Genomic DNA, 19,163 nt, shown 5'->3' on the forward strand with positions numbered 1-19,163 from the left:
CACATCAAATCGTTGCGATAATAAAGTCTGACCATACTACCATAATCGAAATGATCAGCAGAAAAGACAATGGCTGTTTTAGTACCAGGTGCACCGCCCCAAACCCTGATTATCCAGCATAATCTTCAGTATTTATAATACGCATACAAAGTAAAATAGCATGTCCATCCTTAATCTAAGCAACTATCTGACAGCTCTGAGTAACACGCCCGATTATGATCAATTATTTATTAAGGCAAGGCATCTGACAGAGGTGCAGAAATACCTGCTGGATATCATTCCATCCCAATTCAGAAATCGATGCACGGCGGGGCAACATACCGCTGACGGTCTCTTGGTTATTTATGTGGATAACGGTGCCGTTGCCACCTGGTTACGCAACTTTGCCCCATCAATTCAGCAAAAAATGAATACAGCCGGAATTAAGGTTGAAGATATAAGGTTTCGCATCCAGCCGCAGTCGTATTCCCAGGAATCTGAAGACACTCGTGAAATTAAGCGTTTACTGAGCCAGACTGCCATTGAGCATCTGAACAGGCTATCCGGTTCACTGCCAGCCGAATCCCTTCTGCAATCTTCCCTCAAAGCTTTGCTGGCAAACAGCCGTCACGAATAGAAACCGCTGTTTAACTCTTCTCCATATTGCTGATAAACGCATTGGCTTCATTTATAGATTTTTCCATTGCAGTAACCAGAGTTGAGACATTCGATTGCAGTGTTTTCAATTCTCCTTTCAACGAGGCAATTGCCCGGGCATTCAGGTTGTGTTTAAGATACATGACTTGATCATTAAAAACTGTCAATACAGGTTGTATTCTGGATTCAGCATTCTTCATGGCAGCAACAAGCTGTCTGTAATATAACTTTGTTGTATCGAGCTTTTCCTGGCTGCTTCGTTTCAAAGCCGAGTTTGAATATTGTGTAATCTCCTGTTCCCACTCCCTGAATAACGCAGCCGAAACACTTTCGATATCCTCTATCCGGCTTCTGACTTCTTTTGCTTTATCCACACTTGCTTCGTATTCACGATTCAGCTTTTTATAGACTCCCTCAAGATCACCACCTTTAAAATTTGTGGCAGCAGAAAACTGCTCCAAGGCTGATTTGAATTGTTCTCTGGTTTCTTCTTGCGTATCCCTCGCCTTTTCCACGCGATAAACCAATACATCTCGTTTCGGGATGCCAACTTTCTCAAGCCCACTGTAATACATGGTGGAACAAGCAGTCAGAAAAACTGCAAAACCTATAACAAAAATTTGATTTGAGTATTTCATTGTCGCTCCCTAATAAATCTCATAAACCCTCGGGAGAACCCGGAATATGGATATTAATCTCACCGCAGTACACCACGCCGCAGTAATTGCCACATCACCTTATAGCCCCAGAGTATCGGATGACGCCTCAACATCGGCGTAATCTCCACCTTGATGCCTGTATGCCGCTCAATTTTCCACGCGGCATAATCTAGACAATCCCGGAAAGTTATCGTCGCCTTGCTCAGGCGTAGTATCGATAAAACTCTTCCCTGCCAGCGCCGCAATCGCCACTGGATACGTGTACTTAATTTCTTTAGAGGGGTTACCGCTCCAACATGATATTGCTCATCAGTTTGCAAACTCAGCAATGGGCTCAAGGCAGGTACGGCTGCTACGGTTAATCGGTTGTAGAACTCGGGATCAAGCTGTACTAAATGTTGAGCGCGTCCCTTACGCTCAGCACGCAGCTCGGCCGCATAAGTCAGCATCAGCCCGGAGGTCCAAATTGTCTCCAGATTACTGGAGCCTGATTCAAGTACAGGCAATGTCGAGCTGATAAATTTAAGTATGGCATGCGCTTGCGCACGGTGGATACGTTTCTGAATCTGGTCATCACGTGTATAAAGCAATCTGGCCGGTTGCGCAAAACGCGCCCAGATATAGGGATGAAACCAGTGACGAGTACCACGTTCAAAATCTGCTGTGGATATAACTGCATACTTTGCACGCAGCACACCAGTTGAAACGGGAATCTCCAGATAAAAGACATTCGGTGGCAACCAGGCATTCAGATAGGCCAGCAAATGACCGGAATAAGCCAGTCGGTAATCACTGACCAGCACATAAAAATCGGCAATACCTTCGGCCAGATCAGAAGTATGCAGGCATGAGCCATATAGAATGACTGCATCTAGAGCTTCCCCGAAATGCTGTCTCAATGCATCAGTAAAGCCTTGGAATAACGGGTGTACAGGCTGGGCATCCTGGATCGCTATTTCCTGTATCAGAAGGCCGGGGATACTTTGTAAATCAACGGAATTGCCCATTCAGATCTCTCTTTTAGAAAACACGAAACAGAATCGGGCCATCAGCCGTAATTTTCACTGGTCCGTACTGACTGGAAGCATGATAAAGCTCGCCATCCACAATATATTCATCATCCAGCCACAGTTCAACTGAAGCTGCGTTATAACTGATATAACCTTCCTCTCTTTTCAAATGGTGGCCGTGCCCTGCGATCAACGGCCAGATATTTCGCCAGAAGTGCTTACTGTATTGTCCGACAAACGTTGCACGTAACGGCGCAGGTTCCTGCCCCCAATAAGGGCGAATGCCAAGCAATAACTTTTCCAGCGTACTGATGAGCGCAAACAGATATACTTTTTCGCTCAAAGTACCCGTGTTATCTTTTTGAGTAATACGCACCGGGGCCCACTCAGTTTGCGAGCGTCCCAGAAAGGAACCCACCAATGAACGCAGTACGATCAACACTGTAAAGACGTTACCGGTAATCCCCGTTTGCTTAATCTGACTGTGTGAAAATTTCACGCCACGAGCAATCAAACCAAGGCCGAATATCATTCCGTATACATTTCTTGTACCGGCCTGTTCAATCCGCAATACTGGCCTCTTTACCCGCTTCACCTCACCAGGTTGGTGCACATATTGCCTGATTCTGGTCAAAATCTGCTCTGCCTGCCCATTCGTCCCCAGATCCAGCGCGGTCATGTTGGTTGTTCCAGCCGGCACAATGGTGATTTCCGGCCATCTATCCGGCGGCAAGTATTCAAATAAACAACTGATCACGCCTTGCAGAGTGCCGTCCCCCCCCACAACAACCAGCCATTCAATCTTCGCTTCGATTATAGCGATAACAGCCTGCTCAAACTCAACCGGGTTGGTTGCCCGAATTTGTCTGATTTCCGGCAATGTTGCCAGAAGGCTTTGCATCCGTGCAGCATGTTTACGAAACCAGCCTCCCAGCGGGTTGTAGATCAAACCTACCTTGGCAGGCACGAAATCCCCCACAGAGTTATTGACCATCTAATGTTGGCCTGACATATTGCTGGGGAAGAGGCAGTCGGGTAAATACTCTGACTGCAAATTGCTGCCTGTCACGAACGGGATCAATACCCTCCATCCAGGAGTGAAGTACGCCATCCCGGGATCGACTTTGCCAGGCGATAAACAGCCTGCAAATAAGGAAGAAGGTAGACAGTAAATGCCATAGCACGACCAGAATGAATCCAATATCCAGCCTATCAACCATCCAGCCAGCAGTTAACAGGATCAAATTCGGATTGCGCCGTGCGGTAATCAGGCGGTGAAATGAATCAACTTTACGCCAGATAAAAATATCGAAAGAGGCCAGCCAGAACTGGAAGGCACCTTCGCAAAGACGACCACCTATATAGCCAATAAACATTAACCAAGTCAATAATTCGAGATCAGCCAACGATGTGGCGGCAGTCGTGAGACCAACACCCCAAGCCAGATACCATAAGGGTGGATGGATAATATCCAGGCCGTGATCTAATACATCGCCCACCTTGCTTGATGTCAGTGTGACCCGTGCCAGTTTGCCATCGACCGTATCCAGAAAAGTCATCAGCCATGCCATGATCAGGCCGATACCAAACGCCCCATACCAGAATGCCACGCCCGCCAGCACAGCTAGAACCAGGCTAAATAATGTTACATGATTAGGTTTCAGGCCCAGCTGCACACATAGACGTGTGGTCATAAACGCTGGCCAGGGCCATAGCCATTTAGTGACCAGATCAGTCACACCTTTATAGGAGGCTGCAAAAAGCTCGGATTCAAGCTCGGCCTGGTTGCAACGTAAAATCGGCAATACATAAGGCGGATCTTTCTTTTTCAGATTTTGCTGCACCTGAATCGGGAGGTCTTTTAAGGTGCAGCGTGGAAAATCATCAGGTATCGACCGTTTCTTGCTCAATACTTCACACATCACACTGGCGTTGTTTCCGTCTGTCCGGATCGCCACCGGAATTTCATCTACAGATGTAACAAGTGCCATGTGTTTATCCAACACCATCAGGGCATTGATCACTCTGGCATCGAACAGATAATCAGCTCGCAGCAACAACACGAAATCCACCCCAGTCAATTGTGACAAATCCTCCACCACAACAGCTGTCCTGATTGTGCCCAGCATCCGTTCAAGGCGGGTACGCCCACTCATCCCCCACAAATTAGCTTTACTATTGCCGACAATATGAACAAAGAAAGTTGCAGACATGTTTATCTCAAAAAGTTCGTCGTAACAGCCAATATGCTGCAATAACAATCAGAATTGATCCGGGCGCAATTGAAACGATAATGGGATTCAACTGAAATACCAGCCCAATATTAGCGATAATCTGATCGAGCAAATAAATACTGATCCCCATCAATGAAGCCAGAACCAGCTTTCCTCCCAATCCTTCACGCACCGAGCCAAAAATGAAGGGAATTGCTATCAAAATCATTGCAATAGTCATCACTACACTACCGACCTTGCGCCACAAAGCCATAACATAGGCATCCGCTTTCTGACCGGTCATCTTCAAGAATTCAGCATGGTGCAGTAACTCCAATGGGGTCAGGCTTTCAGGTGGTTTGGTCAGTGTCGCAATATCTTCAGGACCGAGAAACGAGTGCCACTGAAGCGTGTGTACTTTTCTGGAAAGGATACGATCCGGGGCAAACATACGTACAGTAACATCATGCAATTTCCAAATACTTTTATCGAAAATATCCGCATATTGCGCATGTATATGGGCAGTCATCAGTCCCTGTTTATCAAAATGCATGACTTCGATATCCATTGCCCGCCCTTTATGCAGCATTTCACCAATACGTAATATATTCTGCTCATTACGCGTCCAGATTCCGAGCCCCCTCCCTAGCTCCGCACCCTGTTCCAATGCCACAGCACGCAATACAATTGCCTGCTGTTGAAATTGTGGTGCCACCAAATACTCAAGTGCTATGGTTGAGGTGATAAGCCCCCCCCCAATTCCAATCGGAGCAAGGCTGATCATCAAAGGAGAAAATCCTGCCACACGCATCGCCACCAATTCCAAGTTGACTGCTAACCCACCCAGCGCCCCCACTGTCCCCAGCAGCGCAATGAAAGGCGCAATCTGGATAAATCTGCGAGGCATGAGCATTGCCGTATACAGGAAAGCATCTCGGGTGGTATATGTCCCCTTCCCCACATCATCCAGCTGATCAAGCAGATCAAAAAAACTGAACAAGGGCAACAGCACTACAGTAGCGATAATCATCCCTGTCAAAACTTGCAAGGCGATGTGGCGATAACAGATCTTCACTATTTTCTTGCAGACAAGAACAATCTGAGCTCGGGCAGGCGCAATACAACAACTATGAAAAGTAATCCATATACCCACCAGATCCCCGGCACAGTAGCAACAACGCCCTGCTCCACCCAGGTTTTGGCCAATCCACTAAGGTTGTAATAAACAGCGAATACCAGTGCTGCAACAATAAATGTTCTGTCAGCTTTATCTTTACGTGGCGCTGTCCGGGTAAAAGAAACCGCGATTAAAGCCAGCAGAATAGTTGCGGCTGGCCGGGAAAGCCGCCACTGTAATTCCGCGATTTCCTGTGGTTGCTCAGAATTCCATAATGATTGCGTTGATGCAGCCTTGCGTCGATAGTTTTGAGCTTGATCGTTTTCATTGAAGTAAATCATCTTTTCAAACTGAACGGTACTATCCCTGACTGCATCATATCCAAGACGATAGATTTTTCCATCCAGCAATTCGATATGCGGCCATTGCTCCTGTGTCATGGGCCGTTGGTAGCCTTCTCGGGATACGATAATCTCTCTATTTTCAGCTGTTCTGATGTAGTGAAAAACGCCTTCCATGCGTTTTTCAAGATCATCTTTTCTCCGGATAAAGATGACCCGGCCACTTTTCTCGCTGCCGTAAAATCTCCCGGGCTGAAATCGATCAGTATTCAACTCGGCTTCAGCTTGTGCATTCATCACATAGCTTTCTGCATACGCCCACGGGCGAGCATAAATGGAAAGGGCTCCGCTGAGGATGGCAATGGGCAGGGAAATTATGAAAACAGTACGAATGATCTGGTTGTCACCATAGCCGACGGAACGCAACACATTAATTTCCTGATCACGGTTCATTCGGCTTAAACCATGGATTACCGCAACATAAAAAGCAATCGGCACCAACACTTCCAGCGCAATAATAGTTTTCAGCCCCACCAGCTTAAACATGGCTATAGCACCCAGGGTCTCAGCCACCGCCCCGGTTAAAAAACGTGCAACGCTGAAACTTACGAAAAGCCCGATCAGGATGATGGTTACTACAAAGAAAGGAAGTAACAGCTCCCGTGAAATATATCTTTCAATAATTCCCATGAAAGTCAGCTGTCCGTTCTACACCGGTGGATGTATCGATATTGCTTTGGCCAGAACAGATTTTACCAGCTGTAAATCTTCCACTTTATCAACATCAATACCTGCTTCAGGAAATGGCAAAATTACCGAGCGCACCTGAACACCTGTTTTTTCTGAAACTTCCTGTAGCGCCTGATCAAGCGTTAAACGCCCGAGCAGATATGACCAGACAGCTCGCCAGCCCAGCACTCGGCTAATCAGTTTCCAGGGGCGTTTGCGCAATGCTTCTGCCTGCTGCCAGAAATCCACCAATACACGTCCTTGTGAATTGAATGTAAACAGATTACAGCCACAGAAATTTCCATCACGCAGACGAATTACCGTGCGCCTGGCATTACCATACCTGTTTTGCAAAGTCTCGTACCGGATGACCCCGACAGTCACATCACATTCCAAATGACGGGAGGCTCGCAGGAAATATTCCACAATTTCCGGTGTCAGCAGGGCGTGATCGGCTGTTGTCAGCAAAATTCGTTGATGTATATCAATTTGCGAGAGCCCATGAACAGCACTGCGGGCGGGTGAGTCCATATTCTCTACCCAATCTACCTGCCTGTTTTCTATACGTTGTTTGAGTTCTTCACATGCAGATAACAGCGATTCAGGCGGGCCGCACAAAAGAATGGATTTTATTTTGTTACAGCTGCTCAAGGCATCGAGCACCCGGATAACCATTGGTTTTCCGCAAATAGGGGCATAAGCCTTGCAGACCGCTCCCGTATACTTTGCCACAGGATCCTGATCACCCCGGTCGGCAGCCAATACCAAGGCAGCAAATTGATCGTTATTGCACATCGCGGGCAAAGCGGGACTTTGTCTTGCTGGATTGATTTAATCGCACCCTGATCATGCCAGCGTTTTCTCATAAATACGATAACGCTTGTACTCTTTCCCTCCTATTCTTTCGAGAATAGTACGCATGGGTAAATTGTCCTCAAGTATCCAGGATAATTCAACGTGCTGAATACCCCTAGTTCGGGCTATTTTTCTTGGTGCATCAATAATCTTGAAGGCTAATGCTATCCCGGGAAGCGTATGATGAAATTGCTTGCGAACACCCATTAAGGGAACTCTTCCGGTGGTAATTGAATTGGATTTCAGTTTATTAACCAGGTGAAGCCAGCCCAGAGGGAAAAGATTTCCATTCAAATCTGGTAGCACTTCATTCAGATTTGGCAGCGCTGCCATGAAAGCGACAGGCTCTCCATCCATTTCTGCTATCTGGACGAATTCATCCGGAACCAACCAACGTAAAGAGCTACCCAGTTCAGCGAATTCTTCCAGCGTAAAGGGAACAAACCCCCAATTCTCCGACCATGCATCATTAAATATGTTTCGCATGATCTCGATTTCCTCACTGAACCGATCACGTCGCAGTGTTCTGATCTGTATTCGATGCTGATATTTATGGTCGATAGCCTGCTGCATGGCGGAAGGTGATTCAAAATCTGTTTCAAGCCAGTAAGCCAGCAAATCCTTGCTGGGATGATAACCATTTTGTTCCAGCAGATTGACATACCACCGAGGTGAATACGGCATCATGAAAACAGGGGGGGTATCAAACCCTTGAACTAGCAGGCCACACTCCTGGTTAATAGAAAAATTGAATGGTCCGCTAATCTGACGCGCTCCCCGTTTAACCAACCAATCTTCAGCCACCTGTATCAGCTCACTAAAAACAGCTTCATCATTAATTGATTCCAGCATACCAAAGTGCCCGGTATCTGGCCCGTATCGCTGCCGATGCAGTTCATCTATTTGCGCACTGATTCTGCCAACAGGCTGATTATTACGGTAGGCGATCCATCCTTGCCACTGGGCATGCTTGAAATAGGGATTAAATCTGGAGAAGTGCAGCCGTCGTTCCAGCCGAAGAGGAGGCACCCACAGCGGATCATCTGTATATATCCGCCAGGGAACATCGATAAATTTCCCTATCCCGCGAAAACCAGAAATCGGGAGGATTTTGATTTTTCCGTCTGATGGATGATCCGGGAATATTCTCATGTATCCATGAATAAACAGGCTCGTTCAAGCCAAAGTAACGACTTGCCCGATAAATTGAACACTTCCTCCCGGATATAATTGCAACCTGATTATTTTTTAAATTGATCAGTATAAGCTAGCAAATCTGCAGCCATTTTCTGGAAAATCTGTTGCTGTTGATGCTGATCGGGCTGTTCCGCAGTAAAGTCCTGTGCAGTTCCTGCAGGTAAGCCTGCCTGCTCATTTCCACCTAAACGTGAAAATTGGTAGAATCGGTTCCACGTAGCGTTATATTCACGCAACTGATTTTGTGGAATAAAGTTTCTCAGAACTTCAAAGGCATCACGCAAAACAGGCAGGCGAGGCTGCATATAAGCCACCAGATCATCCGGCCAGCGGGTAATCGCAGGATACAGGCCAATTAGTTCCTCATGAAAAACGGAGTCGAAATATTCCATTGCTCCCATTCGACGCCGGTGATTAATAACATCTACCCCCACTCCCACAACCAGAACCAAACCCAGCAGAGTAAATGGCCAAATCGGGGCATCGTGAATATAGAGTGATACCTGCTCAATAAATTTTTCCAAAATATCCTCGTCTTTCCTCTAAAAGAGATAACGTTCAAGATAACTGATATTTGCCACTGCAACCAATTGATATTGCCACAGGTCACCAGCGGTCGCAATGCTTTACAATTCGGTAGTTTCGCACACGGCCTCTACAGGAAGCAAATTCATAGAAACAATAAAGGACATGATAAATCACCCGTTGCCATATGCCTGTATTACCAAAACCCGGTAGAAAAGTAATCCTGATAACAGAAATGGCCTGAATTTTATATCGAAACAGCCAAGGAGGGAGTAGTGGAGGACAAAGAAAAAAATACGTCTGAATTATTACAACTGATTGTTATACAAAATAACAATCAGATGATCTCTGTCGATCAGATCAAACATTCCCTGGATGAACGGGGATTTGCCGTATTGCTGGCTATTGCAACCTTACCAATTTGTCTTCCTATCCCCGCCCCACCTGGTTTTACGACTATTTTTGCTATTCCACTTTTTATCTTTTCGATACAGATGATATGCGGCATGAGGGCGCCTTGGATTCCCCAGTGGCTGGCAAGGAAAGTAATGCGAAAAAAAGTACTGGATAAACTGATCAACGGGATCACACCATGGTTGCGAAAAATAGAAAGTCACATGCACCCACGGCTAACCTACATCAGTGTGCATGCCTGGGAACGCATCATTGGCCTCTTCTCATTTATTTTTTCAATTTCTATTGCACTGCCCATTCCCTTGATCAATTTTTTGCCAGGCTGGGGCATTCTTATTATGTCGCTCGGATTACTCAGCAAAGATGGCCTGACTATTTTCGCCGGCATGATCGTCGGCACCATCGGCGTTGGGATAGCTCTGATAATCGTTGCACTGTTATGGATGGGAGTTCCGATACCCTTCCTGCATCCGGCTGATTAATTCAACCTGCAGCTACTTTGCTGATCACATAGCGAAACTTACCTGATTTTTCGGCTGAAATTTCGGATACCTGCTCTATTTTGATTATTACATCCTGGCCCAGCCTGGCCTGGAACGACGCAGTAATCTGATCTATATCCACCTGACTCAGGCTGCCTTCAGTAACGATCAGCACGCGGGTAAGATCTATACTTTCCTGTATGATTTTAAACGTTTTTATCTGCGACATATCTCGCAGGATGTAAATCAGTGCCAGGCCATGCATAACTGCACCATCCCGGGCGACGATGAAATCAGTGCTGCGGCCCTGTATTTCCCTGATCAGCGGCAAGCCACGTCCACAATCACACACTTTGTCATCAAGCGTGCCAATATCACCCGTTCGATAACGGATAAAAGGAAAGTCCCTGCTGGCCAGATGAGTCACGACAATCTCACCTGACTCCCCATATGGAAGAAGATGGCCGTGAGAGTCGATAATTTCAACAATAATATCCTCAGCGGTAATATGTATCCCGCCTGCAGGACATTCATGCGCAATAAAACCTGCATCCCGGCTGCCATAGCCATTTGCTACCCGGCAGCCAAACGTATCGCTGATCTGCCTGCACTGATCGTCATACAACCGTTCAGACGTCACAAATGCCACCTTAATACCCAGATCGCGCATGATGATACCGGTTTTATCAGCATATTTCGCGATATGGGATAAAGCCGAGGGATAGCCAAACAGCATTTTGGGTCGAAATTCACGGATAGTACTGAGAAAACTCTCTACTTTTTGATCAGACATTTCAAATGCCGGCAACAATTTGCTGCGAAACAGGCGATCGCGCACGGCACGTAATTCATCCTGTGCCCCCAGCTCGATTGGAGAGCCCCACACCACAATTTCCGGATCTCCTATATCCACTCCCCACCAGCGTGTAGCACGCCACTTGGCAGCGATATCGTGACTGACACGCTCTTTCCCGATAAAAAATACCAGCGGCTCACCACTTGATCCACCTGTATTGAAGCGGGCCAGATGACGCGCCTGATTAGATCTAAGTGCCTCCAGATTGGCACGAATAGCTGGTTTATCCAGAAAAGGCAGATACTGCAAATCAGCCAACACATTCAGTTTCTCCGGCTGAAAATTTAACCCGGCAAATAATTTTTGGTAATAAGGAACATGAGTATTCGCGTAGATGAGCAACTGACGCAATCTTCCAATCTGTAACTGTGTAATCTTTTCAGGAGAAAACCACTGGGTTTTCTCCATAGATTTACGCACATCGACACTGGTATGCCTCTTGAGATATTCATGGACTGGAAAAAACAATCCTGATATACATGTGGTGTAAATACTTGAACGCTCCTTTAGCAGATCATGCTCCATCTCTCACTTACCTTGGTACTGATGATTTTTCAAATACCTGCAGCGCTTGCTGATAGACAACAAGCAACCGATCGCGCACTTCAGGCCATGCATAATGTCGCACCAATTCGACTCCCTCCGCAATAAGCTGACCTGCCAGGATCTGATTACTTAATAATACCAAGGCAGCATCCGCCATAGCTCTTGGCTGGCCAGGAGGCACCAGCAACGCACTCTTCTCATGTGTAACCAGAAAAGGCACCCCCCCAACATCAGTACTAACGACCGGCACACCACTTGCCAGTGCCTCCAGAATCGAAATCGGCATGTTATCAACCAGACTCGGATTAATCATTAGATCTGCATCCTGATAAAGTGCAATGATTGCCGTGTTGTCCATGCGTCCCGTAAAACGAACACTGTCACCTAATCCAAGATTAGCCACCAGGTTTTCTAGCAAAGCACGCTCCGGGCCGGAACCGGCAATGGTTAACCTAGCTGTCGGCATGACCGATCTGACATGATTAAACGCATGAATCGCCGTTGTAATATCATAAATTGGCTCAAGGTTGCGGGTGATAATGATATGCGGTCCATCCGCTTTTTTCTTCTTCCTAACGGATATAGAAAAACGGCCAAGATCAATAATATTGGGAACGATCGTGCTTTTGAATCCGTGCTTCTCAAAAACATGCTCCAGGAAACCTGACGGCACAACAATGATCTGAGTGCGTTTCAGACTTGGCTTAATCCAGAAAAAAGAGCGACTGAAAAATGTTTCAGCTTCCCCACCCCGATAATTGATGATAACGGGTTTCCGCCGTACCCGAGCAATCCAGATAACAGGCGCAGCATACAAATGCCAGGACCATCCGGAGTTAGCCATGACATGATACAGTTGAACCGTTTTTGCTGACTTCCATAGATGAACCAAATAAGGCACCAACCGGAATATCGCTCGTACTCCCTTCATTTTTCCCACCCAGGCTGGAGAATAAGGAACATTAACTTGGATCAGCGTGACGGCAATACCTTCTTGTTGTAATAACCCGGCCAGCTGTTTAGTTTGATTGGCCATTCCACCTGAGGGCGGTGGCAAAGGGCCAACCAAACCAATATGTAACTCGGCAATTCCTGGCAGAGACTTTTCAGAACAGCTATTGCCAATAGCCAAAGAACAAGGCGCTGAATGTGAACTGAATCTATCCACAAATACTACCCATCCTTCTGTTTATCGAGCAGACCATGATAGATTGGCTGGTATCTAGCCACACTTTTCCGCCAGTTGCGTTCGGTCTCTACAAACTCCCGTCCTGCTCTGCGCAGTGCTTCCCATTGCCGAGGGGTATTCAGAAGCGCTCCGACTTTTTCTGCCAATGAATGGGGATCACCAGCTTTAAACAAGATACCATTATGATCGTCGCGAATCAGCTCCCGGTGGCCACCGACATCCGAGGCAGCCAGCACTCTGCCCTGTGCCATAGCTTCCAGCGGTTTTAAAGGAGTGACGAGATCGGTAAGGCGCATGGAAAGGCGGGGATAGACCAGCACATCAATCAGGTCATAATAATATTGAACTTGATCATGTGGCACACGACCGGTGAAGATAACCTTATCTTCTATACCAAGCTGGCTGGCCAATTGCCGCAACTGTTTATCCTGTGGCCCGCCTCCAACCAGTAGCACGCGCAAATCAGGATGATGTGGCGACATGAGCGGCAAGGCTTGTAGCAGGATATCCAGGCCTTCATAGGCATAGAACGAGCCAATAAAACCAATAACTTGCTTGTGCTTGAGCCCCAATCGTTCTCTCAGCGATTCATCAGCAGGATATGTCGATGCAAACTGCTCAATATCGACAGCATTGGGGACGGTAGTAATTTTTTCCGGTGCAATCCCCCGCCCGATCATGTCGTTGCGCAACCCTTCGCAAATTGTGGTGATTGCATCCACATGCCGTAATGCATAATTTTCCAGGCTGCGCGTTAGACGATAGCGCATACCCCATTCCCGGCTGGTACCGTGATCCACGGCCGCATCTTCCCAAAAAGCTCTCACTTCATAAACAACTGGGATACCGGATTGACGGGCAACGCGCAAAGCAGGAATAGCATTCAGCGCCGGAGAATGGGCATGCAAAATATCAGGTTTGATAGATTGAACCAGCTCTGCAAGACGATTAGTTAAACCATCTATTACAGAGATCTGGTTCAAAATGGGTAATCTGTTGACGAAATTCGTATGCTTAGGTGTCCGGAAGAAACGCCAGTCATCTACATCTTCTTCCAGCACGGCCGAGCCAGCATGTTTGGCACTCGTCACATGAAATGTCTCCCAGCCAAGAGCACGTTGTTCTTTTAAAATTGCCAGGGTACGAAATGTATAACCGCTGTGTAACGGAATGGAGTGATCCAGAATGTGCAGAATACGCATAATTTAGTTTTCAGCCGGATAAAATTCAGATAACAGTACTATCAATGTTTTCTCCAACGACAAAAATCCTTCTTTCTTTATTACCACGCAATTTTTGTATTCTTTCTTATTTTATGAATCTTGCCACTAGACGAATATCTGTTCCGATTTTCTGAATATCAGTTATCCGTAAATTATATTTCTCTGATAAATCCGTAATTTCGGGTAGTACCAGCATTGCTTGCGCCGAATTACCCAACAGGCTGGGGGCAAAATAAAAAATAATCTCATCTATCAATCCGACTGCTACCAACGCCCCGTTCAACACTGAACCTGCCTCAACCAGCAACTCATTGATACCCAATCCAGCCAGTTTCGTTATCATTGCTTTAAGATCAACTTTACCAGCCAGATCAGGCAGAACAACGACATGAGCGCCTGCGTCCTCCAGAGGATGTATTTTCTTCCTGTCAGTCTGCACCGTAAAAATCCAGGTTGTATCTGCACTTTCCAGCAATTTTGCCTGCAGGGGAATTTCCAGATTCGAATCTAGAACAATACGTATGGGTTGTCTGGATGTCTCGATATATCGCACTGTCAACAGTGGATCATCCACCTTTACTGAATTGACTCCCGTTAATATCGCACATGAACGGGCACGCCACCTGTGGCTATCCTGTCGAGCTGGTTCACCTGTAATCCACTGACTCTTACCATTTTTCAATGCAATCCTGCCATCCAGGCTGGCCGCTATTTTAGTTCGTATCCACGGTCGGTTATGGTGCATTCGGGTAACAAATCCAATATTCAACTGCTGTGCTTCATCCTCCAACAAACCTGTGTGCACCTCAACCCCGGCTTTCTGCAGCTTCTCCTTTCCTTGACCGTCTACATGAGGATTAGGGTCATCCATTGCCATAATCACCCTGCGTACCTCGGCGCAAATCAAAGCTTCAATGCAAGGCGGTGTACGACCATGATGGCTACAAGGCTCCAGTGTTACGTAAACTGTGGCGCCTCTGGCCAAATCCCCCGCTTCCCGCAACGCATTGATTTCCGCATGCGGTTCCCCCGCTCGCTCATGCCACCCGGTTCCGACTACCTTGCCATCATTTACAATCACACACCCTACCCGCGGATTCGGGCTTGTGGTAAACAGCCCTCTTTCTGCCAGCTGTAAAGCATGCGACATATGCACATAATCAGAAGCAGTAAACATCAGTTCATCATTCCTTCAATGAAGGATAAATCGATAATGCATAATCACTCCAATTATCAGCATGACCTATCCCTCCTTTTAGTAACTTAAAAAATCAATCGCCAGATCTAGTTAGGAAACTATCATCATTCGCACAATTTATATCAGCCCTTTTACCCGCCCCGGTATTCATGCTACGATTTTCACACATTACTATTACAGTTGGAGGTAGAAATGCTTTTTGTGAGGACAATTATCACCCTTCTCGCCTTATTGTCGACAAGCTGGGTGTCCGCTAAAGATCAGGTACCGTATGCTACGCAGGTTAATGATCTGATGCGCTATTATCGTGTTACTCCTCAAATTGCCACTTCTGGAGCTCTTACTCATGACAGCATTCAAGAACTGGTTAAGCACAGCTTCAACACTGTAATAGATTTACGTATTGAATCGGAAGGTACGCCAAATGAAAAGAAAGCTGTCGAAGCAGCCGGAATGACCTATATCAACATCCCCATTACCAATGACGGCGTAAATGAATCACAATTGACAGCCTTCAAGCGGGTACTGGAACAAGCATCCCCTCCTTTTTTGGTACATTGCGCAACTGGCAACCGGGCAGGCGCCATGTGGACGGCTTACCGACTGAAGGAAGGTATTTCTCCAGAAATTGCCCTCAAGGAAGGGCGTGCTGCCGGTATGAATGCCGGCATGGAAGAAAAAATCAAAAAATACTGGTGTGTAAAGATTGAGGGTGGGTGTTAAGCAGATCTATCCATCATTTCGCAACAGGGAGTACCCACCTCCCTGTTTTTTGTACCTAAAACACCATGGGTATTCTAAAACTGAGTCTGACATCCTGTGCATCATTGGTTGTACCTATAGCAACAGAGAAATTCAAGGTGGTCCGCTGCGAATATTTAAATGCATAGCCAAGCAGTAACTGTCCTATATCCAGCTGACTACCTTTCAATGTACGATTATTTATTTTGGTGTTAAAAATGTGGCGATGGCCATACCCTATATTGAAAGACGAGCGCTCGTTAATCCCGAACCCCATACCAAAAGTCATACCCACCGCATAACCTGGATCGACCTTAAATTTATCACCTGATCCATCAAGTGCCTTTTCCTTAGTGCCCATATTATAGTTATAGGCCAGATTTGCGAAAAATACAGCCGGGTCAGTCGCGTAAAGTGCAGTCACACTTGGCTCAAAGCTGAAGAAACCAGATCCTGTAGGAACCTCAGTAGGAAATATAGCTCCAGGAACTCCTTGTGCCTGTGCATATTTAATATCAAAAGGGCCTTTGCCCGTAGGTGCTGTAGCTCGCATATTTCCCACCAGAATAGGCCACCCCCCCGCTCCTGAGTTAAGCTGATAGCGAGCAGCAAATTCAATGTCTCCCAAACCATTTCCAGATGCGTTGAATGTTTCATCAATCCCTGCACCAATGCTGACTGGCCTGGAGCGTTGCTCATCAAAACGTGCACGATAAGGAACCCTTGCTTCGATCTCAAGACGGTCTGTCACACCGTAACGAGCCCCAATGCTTGCCATCATGCTGTGTTGATCTACCTGGCGGATATCTATCAAACCGATGGCAATTGCTGGAATAAATGTAAATGCATCCAGAAAAACCCGATTGCTGTCTGTAAAAGCATATTCCAGCGCAGGCTCAATCACAATTTTTCCTTGGCGTGTCAGCACCCCTCCTACTGCGTCACTCAACCTGGGCATTTCAGGTGGTCTTGGTTTTTCATCCTGTTTTGGGGGGGCCTGTCCTACCGGTTTTGATGGAAGATTACTGGATTCTGCACGCGCCTGAACATGATCAGTATTCTTATTAATCGGTTTAGCAGCCGTCGTCTTCGGTGGGGAAGATTGTGATGGGTAGGATGCTCCATTCTTGGTGGCAGCATTTCCAGAGGAATTACGATCAGCTGATTGCGAGGTAATCAAAGAATCCAAGCGAGCTTTCAGATTTTCAATTTCCTTTCCCTGCTCAATAATAGTCTGCCGCTGCTTCTCAAATTCCTTCTGTTGCTGTGTAAAAAGAGATTTATACTGCTCAAGCACTTCATCTGCCGATTTTCCTGCTTGAGCGTAAATGACGAGAAATACTGTGAGACAGCCTGCGAATAACTTGTGCATTATATTACCCGTCAACTGACCAGCCTCTTTAGACACATCTCTTTTCATATTTAGCAACGTAAATGATCAAGCTATCGCAGCAATGCCGGAGCCAGAAATTCAGTAAAAACCCGATGATTACTGCCATTTGCCATCACTTCCTTCAAGTTGCTAACTTCTATGTTGATTTTTGTCAGGGCATCAATATGCTGACTATCCAGCGTGTTCTGAATAAAAGAACTGAGTTGTGGCATCGCAACAGAATCAGGTGCCAAATTTTGCATACCCGTCTGTAAAACTACACTTTCTCCAGGAACTTGCATGGAGGATGAATGTACCAACATATCATTCAAATGAATAAATTTTTCCAGATTCATATCAATGTGTATGCCGTTTGGAAGGATAAACCCCCCTCTCAATGTTGAAAGCTCTTCATCTGTTGCTCGTTCCCATTCCTGGTGGAAATGATCCTGTGTCAACGTTCTAGTATTCAGATCCTCTGCATATGCCGCAACCATAGAACAAGACAGTATCAGCATAGCAAGACATGATTGAATATTTTTAACCATCAGACGAAAACTCTTGATTCTCATTTTTCCCCCGCACCATATGAATTATCAAAAATCCCAAGGGCCTGGGTGCAATACATTAAAAACCCCTAAACTTGATCGATCAACAGCCTCACCCAGCGGAGCCACTCTGCCCACCCATTCCTGATGTATTTTTTGATAGCTTACTTCAGGATCGCGATTATCATGGATCAGAAATAAAATACGATTCCCCCACATTTCTTCAAATTCGGAACGATCCATGGATTTAACACCCTGAGCCGGATCACCTAATAAAATTTTGTATTCATCCACTCCCTTAATGATGACAAAGTGCATGTAACCATTGTGGTTGATGATGGTAATAGCGGGATTTCCAGTAGAACGTAATTTATTCAGATCAATCTTGAAACCATCCGAACGATATCCTCTGCGCTCAAGATACAGTTTCATATCCAGCATGGAAAACCCTTCCCGTTTTATTTTCTCCTGATTCCCATGCTGAAACATATCGACAAATACAGATTGTTCGTCAACCATATCGTCATAATGAAAAGTAAGCAGGCTCGCCAGAGCAGCAGAACCACAGCTGAAATCATACTGTTGCCGATAAACAGTATTGAAACGCCGTTCTGCAAAACTTTTTACTTGTATATTAAAGTTGGCACCGCCTACCATATCGATCATATCCATCCCTGATACTTCACTACAAGGAATTATCAGGATCTCTAATAGAGCAAACGTGATCAGAGACAGTTTCATATGCGATTTTGTCCTGGAGTAACTAAAATTGCTTACCACCTCATGCAATAAATCTCAAGAAACTGGCAAAACAATAAATTGTGGGCACTATGCTATCGGCTGCCCCCTCAAAATATTCAGTCTAAATCAAGGTAATATCGTTACATTAATAATTGTCGAGTCCTGAATAAGAACATTGTTACCCGAATTCTGAATCACTGAAAACATACCTCCCGATCCAGCAAAAGAACCGTTGTCAATCATATTAAAGCCGCTAGCATTGTTCGTTGCCGTATTGCCCGAAAGAAGTGCGCGAACATTCAAATTGTTCACGGCCGTTACATCAATACCCTCTCGGCCTGTCGTCCCATCAAGCTCCTCCAGGGAAGCTCTTTCCGCATGAGGAAGGTATGTATCCTCGACCGCCATCAATTCCGTACCGGATGCTGCGTAAATCATGCCAACAGGCATGAATAATGCAAACGCAACCAAGCCTTTTCTGATATTGGCTTTCATACTAATCTCCACATATTGCTGATATTTATATCTTCTGTTTTAGCAAAAAAAACTGGCAAGCAATATCGTTACTGCT

Annotated in this window: 20 protein-coding genes; 3 read left to right on the plus strand and 17 right to left on the minus strand. The window is 46.0% G+C overall.

Annotation, left to right across the window (positions count from 1 at the left end):
* The first annotated feature begins 160 nt into the window (after positions 1–160).
* A complete protein-coding gene (locus BM331_RS03680) occupies positions 161–616 on the plus strand; it encodes a DciA family protein (RefSeq protein ID WP_074927165.1) in 456 nt (151 codons plus the stop codon).
* A gap of 10 nt (positions 617–626) precedes the next feature.
* Here the strand turns inward: BM331_RS03680 and BM331_RS03685 are convergent, their stop codons facing one another.
* From BM331_RS03685 to BM331_RS03725, 9 genes are all read right to left on the minus strand, one after another.
* Positions 627–1,274 carry a DUF2959 domain-containing protein gene (locus BM331_RS03685; protein ID WP_074927167.1) on the minus strand — a complete coding sequence of 216 codons (648 nt, stop codon included), beginning with the start codon at positions 1,272–1,274 and terminating at the stop codon, positions 627–629.
* Positions 1,275–1,333: 59 nt separating this feature from the next.
* On the minus strand, positions 1,334–2,302 hold the full coding sequence (locus tag BM331_RS03690; protein WP_074927170.1) for a hypothetical protein: 969 nt from the start codon (positions 2,300–2,302) through the stop codon (positions 1,334–1,336).
* A gap of 13 nt (positions 2,303–2,315) precedes the next feature.
* Complete coding sequence (locus BM331_RS03695; RefSeq protein ID WP_074927172.1) at positions 2,316–3,299, minus strand: acylglycerol kinase family protein; 984 nt, start codon at positions 3,297–3,299, stop codon at positions 2,316–2,318.
* A complete protein-coding gene (locus BM331_RS03700; protein ID WP_074927174.1) occupies positions 3,289–4,518 on the minus strand; it encodes a CDP-alcohol phosphatidyltransferase family protein in 1,230 nt (409 codons plus the stop codon). The genes BM331_RS03695 and BM331_RS03700 overlap by 11 nt, the downstream gene beginning before the upstream one ends.
* A gap of 7 nt (positions 4,519–4,525) precedes the next feature.
* The gene (lptG, locus tag BM331_RS03705) at positions 4,526–5,593 is read right to left on the minus strand and encodes an LPS export ABC transporter permease LptG (RefSeq protein WP_074927176.1); all 1,068 of its coding nucleotides are present in this window, start codon (positions 5,591–5,593) and stop codon (positions 4,526–4,528) included.
* Positions 5,593–6,666 (minus strand): LPS export ABC transporter permease LptF, encoded by a 1,074-nt coding sequence (gene lptF, locus BM331_RS03710; RefSeq protein WP_074927178.1) that lies wholly within the window; start codon positions 6,664–6,666, stop codon positions 5,593–5,595. The genes lptG and lptF overlap by 1 nt, the downstream gene beginning before the upstream one ends.
* Positions 6,667–6,684: 18 nt before the next feature.
* Positions 6,685–7,500 (minus strand): nucleotidyltransferase family protein, encoded by an 816-nt coding sequence (locus tag BM331_RS03715; RefSeq protein ID WP_074927180.1) that lies wholly within the window; start codon positions 7,498–7,500, stop codon positions 6,685–6,687.
* Between the two features lie 51 nt (positions 7,501–7,551).
* Positions 7,552–8,712, minus strand: coding sequence for an N-acetyltransferase (locus BM331_RS03720; RefSeq protein ID WP_074927182.1), 1,161 nt, complete (start codon positions 8,710–8,712; stop codon positions 7,552–7,554).
* Between the two features lie 89 nt (positions 8,713–8,801).
* Positions 8,802–9,281: a hypothetical protein gene (locus BM331_RS03725; RefSeq protein ID WP_074927184.1), complete on the minus strand. Its 480-nt coding sequence runs from the start codon at positions 9,279–9,281 to the stop codon at positions 8,802–8,804.
* Between the two features lie 276 nt (positions 9,282–9,557).
* On the opposite strand from BM331_RS03725, the gene BM331_RS03730 reads away from it, so the two are divergent.
* Entirely contained in the window at positions 9,558–10,178 is a 621-nt protein-coding gene (locus BM331_RS03730; protein ID WP_074927185.1) for an exopolysaccharide biosynthesis protein, read from the plus strand.
* Between the two features lies 1 nt (position 10,179).
* Here BM331_RS03730 and BM331_RS03735 read toward each other — a convergent pair whose 3' ends face one another.
* From BM331_RS03735 to ribD, 4 genes are all read right to left on the minus strand, one after another.
* Complete coding sequence (locus BM331_RS03735) at positions 10,180–11,559, minus strand: phenylacetate--CoA ligase family protein (protein WP_074927187.1); 1,380 nt, start codon at positions 11,557–11,559, stop codon at positions 10,180–10,182.
* A 7-nt stretch (positions 11,560–11,566) separates the two neighbouring features.
* Complete coding sequence (locus BM331_RS03740; protein WP_074927463.1) at positions 11,567–12,616, minus strand: glycosyltransferase family 4 protein; 1,050 nt, start codon at positions 12,614–12,616, stop codon at positions 11,567–11,569.
* 137 nt (positions 12,617–12,753) lie between these two features.
* The gene (locus BM331_RS03745; RefSeq protein ID WP_074927189.1) at positions 12,754–13,971 is read right to left on the minus strand and encodes a TIGR04063 family PEP-CTERM/XrtA system glycosyltransferase; all 1,218 of its coding nucleotides are present in this window, start codon (positions 13,969–13,971) and stop codon (positions 12,754–12,756) included.
* Between the two features lie 106 nt (positions 13,972–14,077).
* On the minus strand, positions 14,078–15,169 hold the full coding sequence (gene ribD / locus BM331_RS03750) for a bifunctional diaminohydroxyphosphoribosylaminopyrimidine deaminase/5-amino-6-(5-phosphoribosylamino)uracil reductase RibD (RefSeq protein WP_074927191.1): 1,092 nt from the start codon (positions 15,167–15,169) through the stop codon (positions 14,078–14,080).
* 213 nt (positions 15,170–15,382) lie between these two features.
* On the opposite strand from ribD, the gene BM331_RS03755 reads away from it, so the two are divergent.
* The gene (locus BM331_RS03755; protein ID WP_074927192.1) at positions 15,383–15,913 is read left to right on the plus strand and encodes a protein tyrosine phosphatase family protein; all 531 of its coding nucleotides are present in this window, start codon (positions 15,383–15,385) and stop codon (positions 15,911–15,913) included.
* A gap of 55 nt (positions 15,914–15,968) precedes the next feature.
* Here BM331_RS03755 and BM331_RS03760 read toward each other — a convergent pair whose 3' ends face one another.
* From BM331_RS03760 to BM331_RS03775, 4 genes are all read right to left on the minus strand, one after another.
* Positions 15,969–17,303 carry a transporter family protein gene (locus BM331_RS03760; RefSeq protein WP_074927194.1) on the minus strand — a complete coding sequence of 445 codons (1,335 nt, stop codon included), beginning with the start codon at positions 17,301–17,303 and terminating at the stop codon, positions 15,969–15,971.
* A gap of 71 nt (positions 17,304–17,374) precedes the next feature.
* On the minus strand, positions 17,375–17,875 hold the full coding sequence (locus tag BM331_RS03765) for a hypothetical protein (RefSeq protein WP_074927196.1): 501 nt from the start codon (positions 17,873–17,875) through the stop codon (positions 17,375–17,377).
* A gap of 24 nt (positions 17,876–17,899) precedes the next feature.
* Positions 17,900–18,517, minus strand: a complete 618-nt coding sequence (locus tag BM331_RS03770) for a C39 family peptidase (RefSeq protein ID WP_256214805.1) — start codon at positions 18,515–18,517, stop codon at positions 17,900–17,902.
* Positions 18,518–18,718: 201 nt separating this feature from the next.
* Positions 18,719–19,087, minus strand: a complete 369-nt coding sequence (locus BM331_RS03775; RefSeq protein ID WP_074927201.1) for a hypothetical protein — start codon at positions 19,085–19,087, stop codon at positions 18,719–18,721.
* Between the last annotated feature and the right edge of the window lie 76 nt (positions 19,088–19,163).

The organism is Nitrosomonas eutropha, from assembly GCF_900116685.1.
GTDB classification, from domain to species: domain Bacteria; phylum Pseudomonadota; class Gammaproteobacteria; order Burkholderiales; family Nitrosomonadaceae; genus Nitrosomonas; species Nitrosomonas eutropha_A.

Bases quoted from the DNA above. Each gene is read 5' to 3' on its own strand.
- BM331_RS03680 (WP_074927165.1), top strand. From the start codon at position 161: ATGTCCATCCTTAATCTAAGCAACTATCTGACAGCTCTGAGTAACACG.
- BM331_RS03685 (WP_074927167.1), bottom strand. From the start codon at position 1,274: ATGAAATACTCAAATCAAATTTTTGTTATAGGTTTTGCAGTTTTTCTG.
- BM331_RS03690 (WP_074927170.1), bottom strand. From the start codon at position 2,302: ATGGGCAATTCCGTTGATTTACAAAGTATCCCCGGCCTTCTGATACAG.
- BM331_RS03695 (WP_074927172.1), bottom strand. From the start codon at position 3,299: ATGGTCAATAACTCTGTGGGGGATTTCGTGCCTGCCAAGGTAGGTTTG.
- BM331_RS03700 (WP_074927174.1), bottom strand. From the start codon at position 4,518: ATGTCTGCAACTTTCTTTGTTCATATTGTCGGCAATAGTAAAGCTAAT.
- lptF (WP_074927178.1), bottom strand. From the start codon at position 6,666: ATGGGAATTATTGAAAGATATATTTCACGGGAGCTGTTACTTCCTTTC.
- BM331_RS03715 (WP_074927180.1), bottom strand. From the start codon at position 7,500: ATGTGCAATAACGATCAATTTGCTGCCTTGGTATTGGCTGCCGACCGG.
- BM331_RS03720 (WP_074927182.1), bottom strand. From the start codon at position 8,712: ATGAGAATATTCCCGGATCATCCATCAGACGGAAAAATCAAAATCCTC.
- BM331_RS03735 (WP_074927187.1), bottom strand. From the start codon at position 11,559: ATGGAGCATGATCTGCTAAAGGAGCGTTCAAGTATTTACACCACATGT.
- BM331_RS03740 (WP_074927463.1), bottom strand. From the start codon at position 12,616: ATGGCCAATCAAACTAAACAGCTGGCCGGGTTATTACAACAAGAAGGT.
- BM331_RS03745 (WP_074927189.1), bottom strand. From the start codon at position 13,971: ATGCGTATTCTGCACATTCTGGATCACTCCATTCCGTTACACAGCGGT.
- ribD (WP_074927191.1), bottom strand. From the start codon at position 15,169: ATGTTTACTGCTTCTGATTATGTGCATATGTCGCATGCTTTACAGCTG.
- BM331_RS03755 (WP_074927192.1), top strand. From the start codon at position 15,383: ATGCTTTTTGTGAGGACAATTATCACCCTTCTCGCCTTATTGTCGACA.
- BM331_RS03760 (WP_074927194.1), bottom strand. From the start codon at position 17,303: ATGCACAAGTTATTCGCAGGCTGTCTCACAGTATTTCTCGTCATTTAC.
- BM331_RS03765 (WP_074927196.1), bottom strand. From the start codon at position 17,875: ATGAGAATCAAGAGTTTTCGTCTGATGGTTAAAAATATTCAATCATGT.
- BM331_RS03770 (WP_256214805.1), bottom strand. From the start codon at position 18,517: ATGATCGATATGGTAGGCGGTGCCAACTTTAATATACAAGTAAAAAGT.
- BM331_RS03775 (WP_074927201.1), bottom strand. From the start codon at position 19,087: ATGAAAGCCAATATCAGAAAAGGCTTGGTTGCGTTTGCATTATTCATG.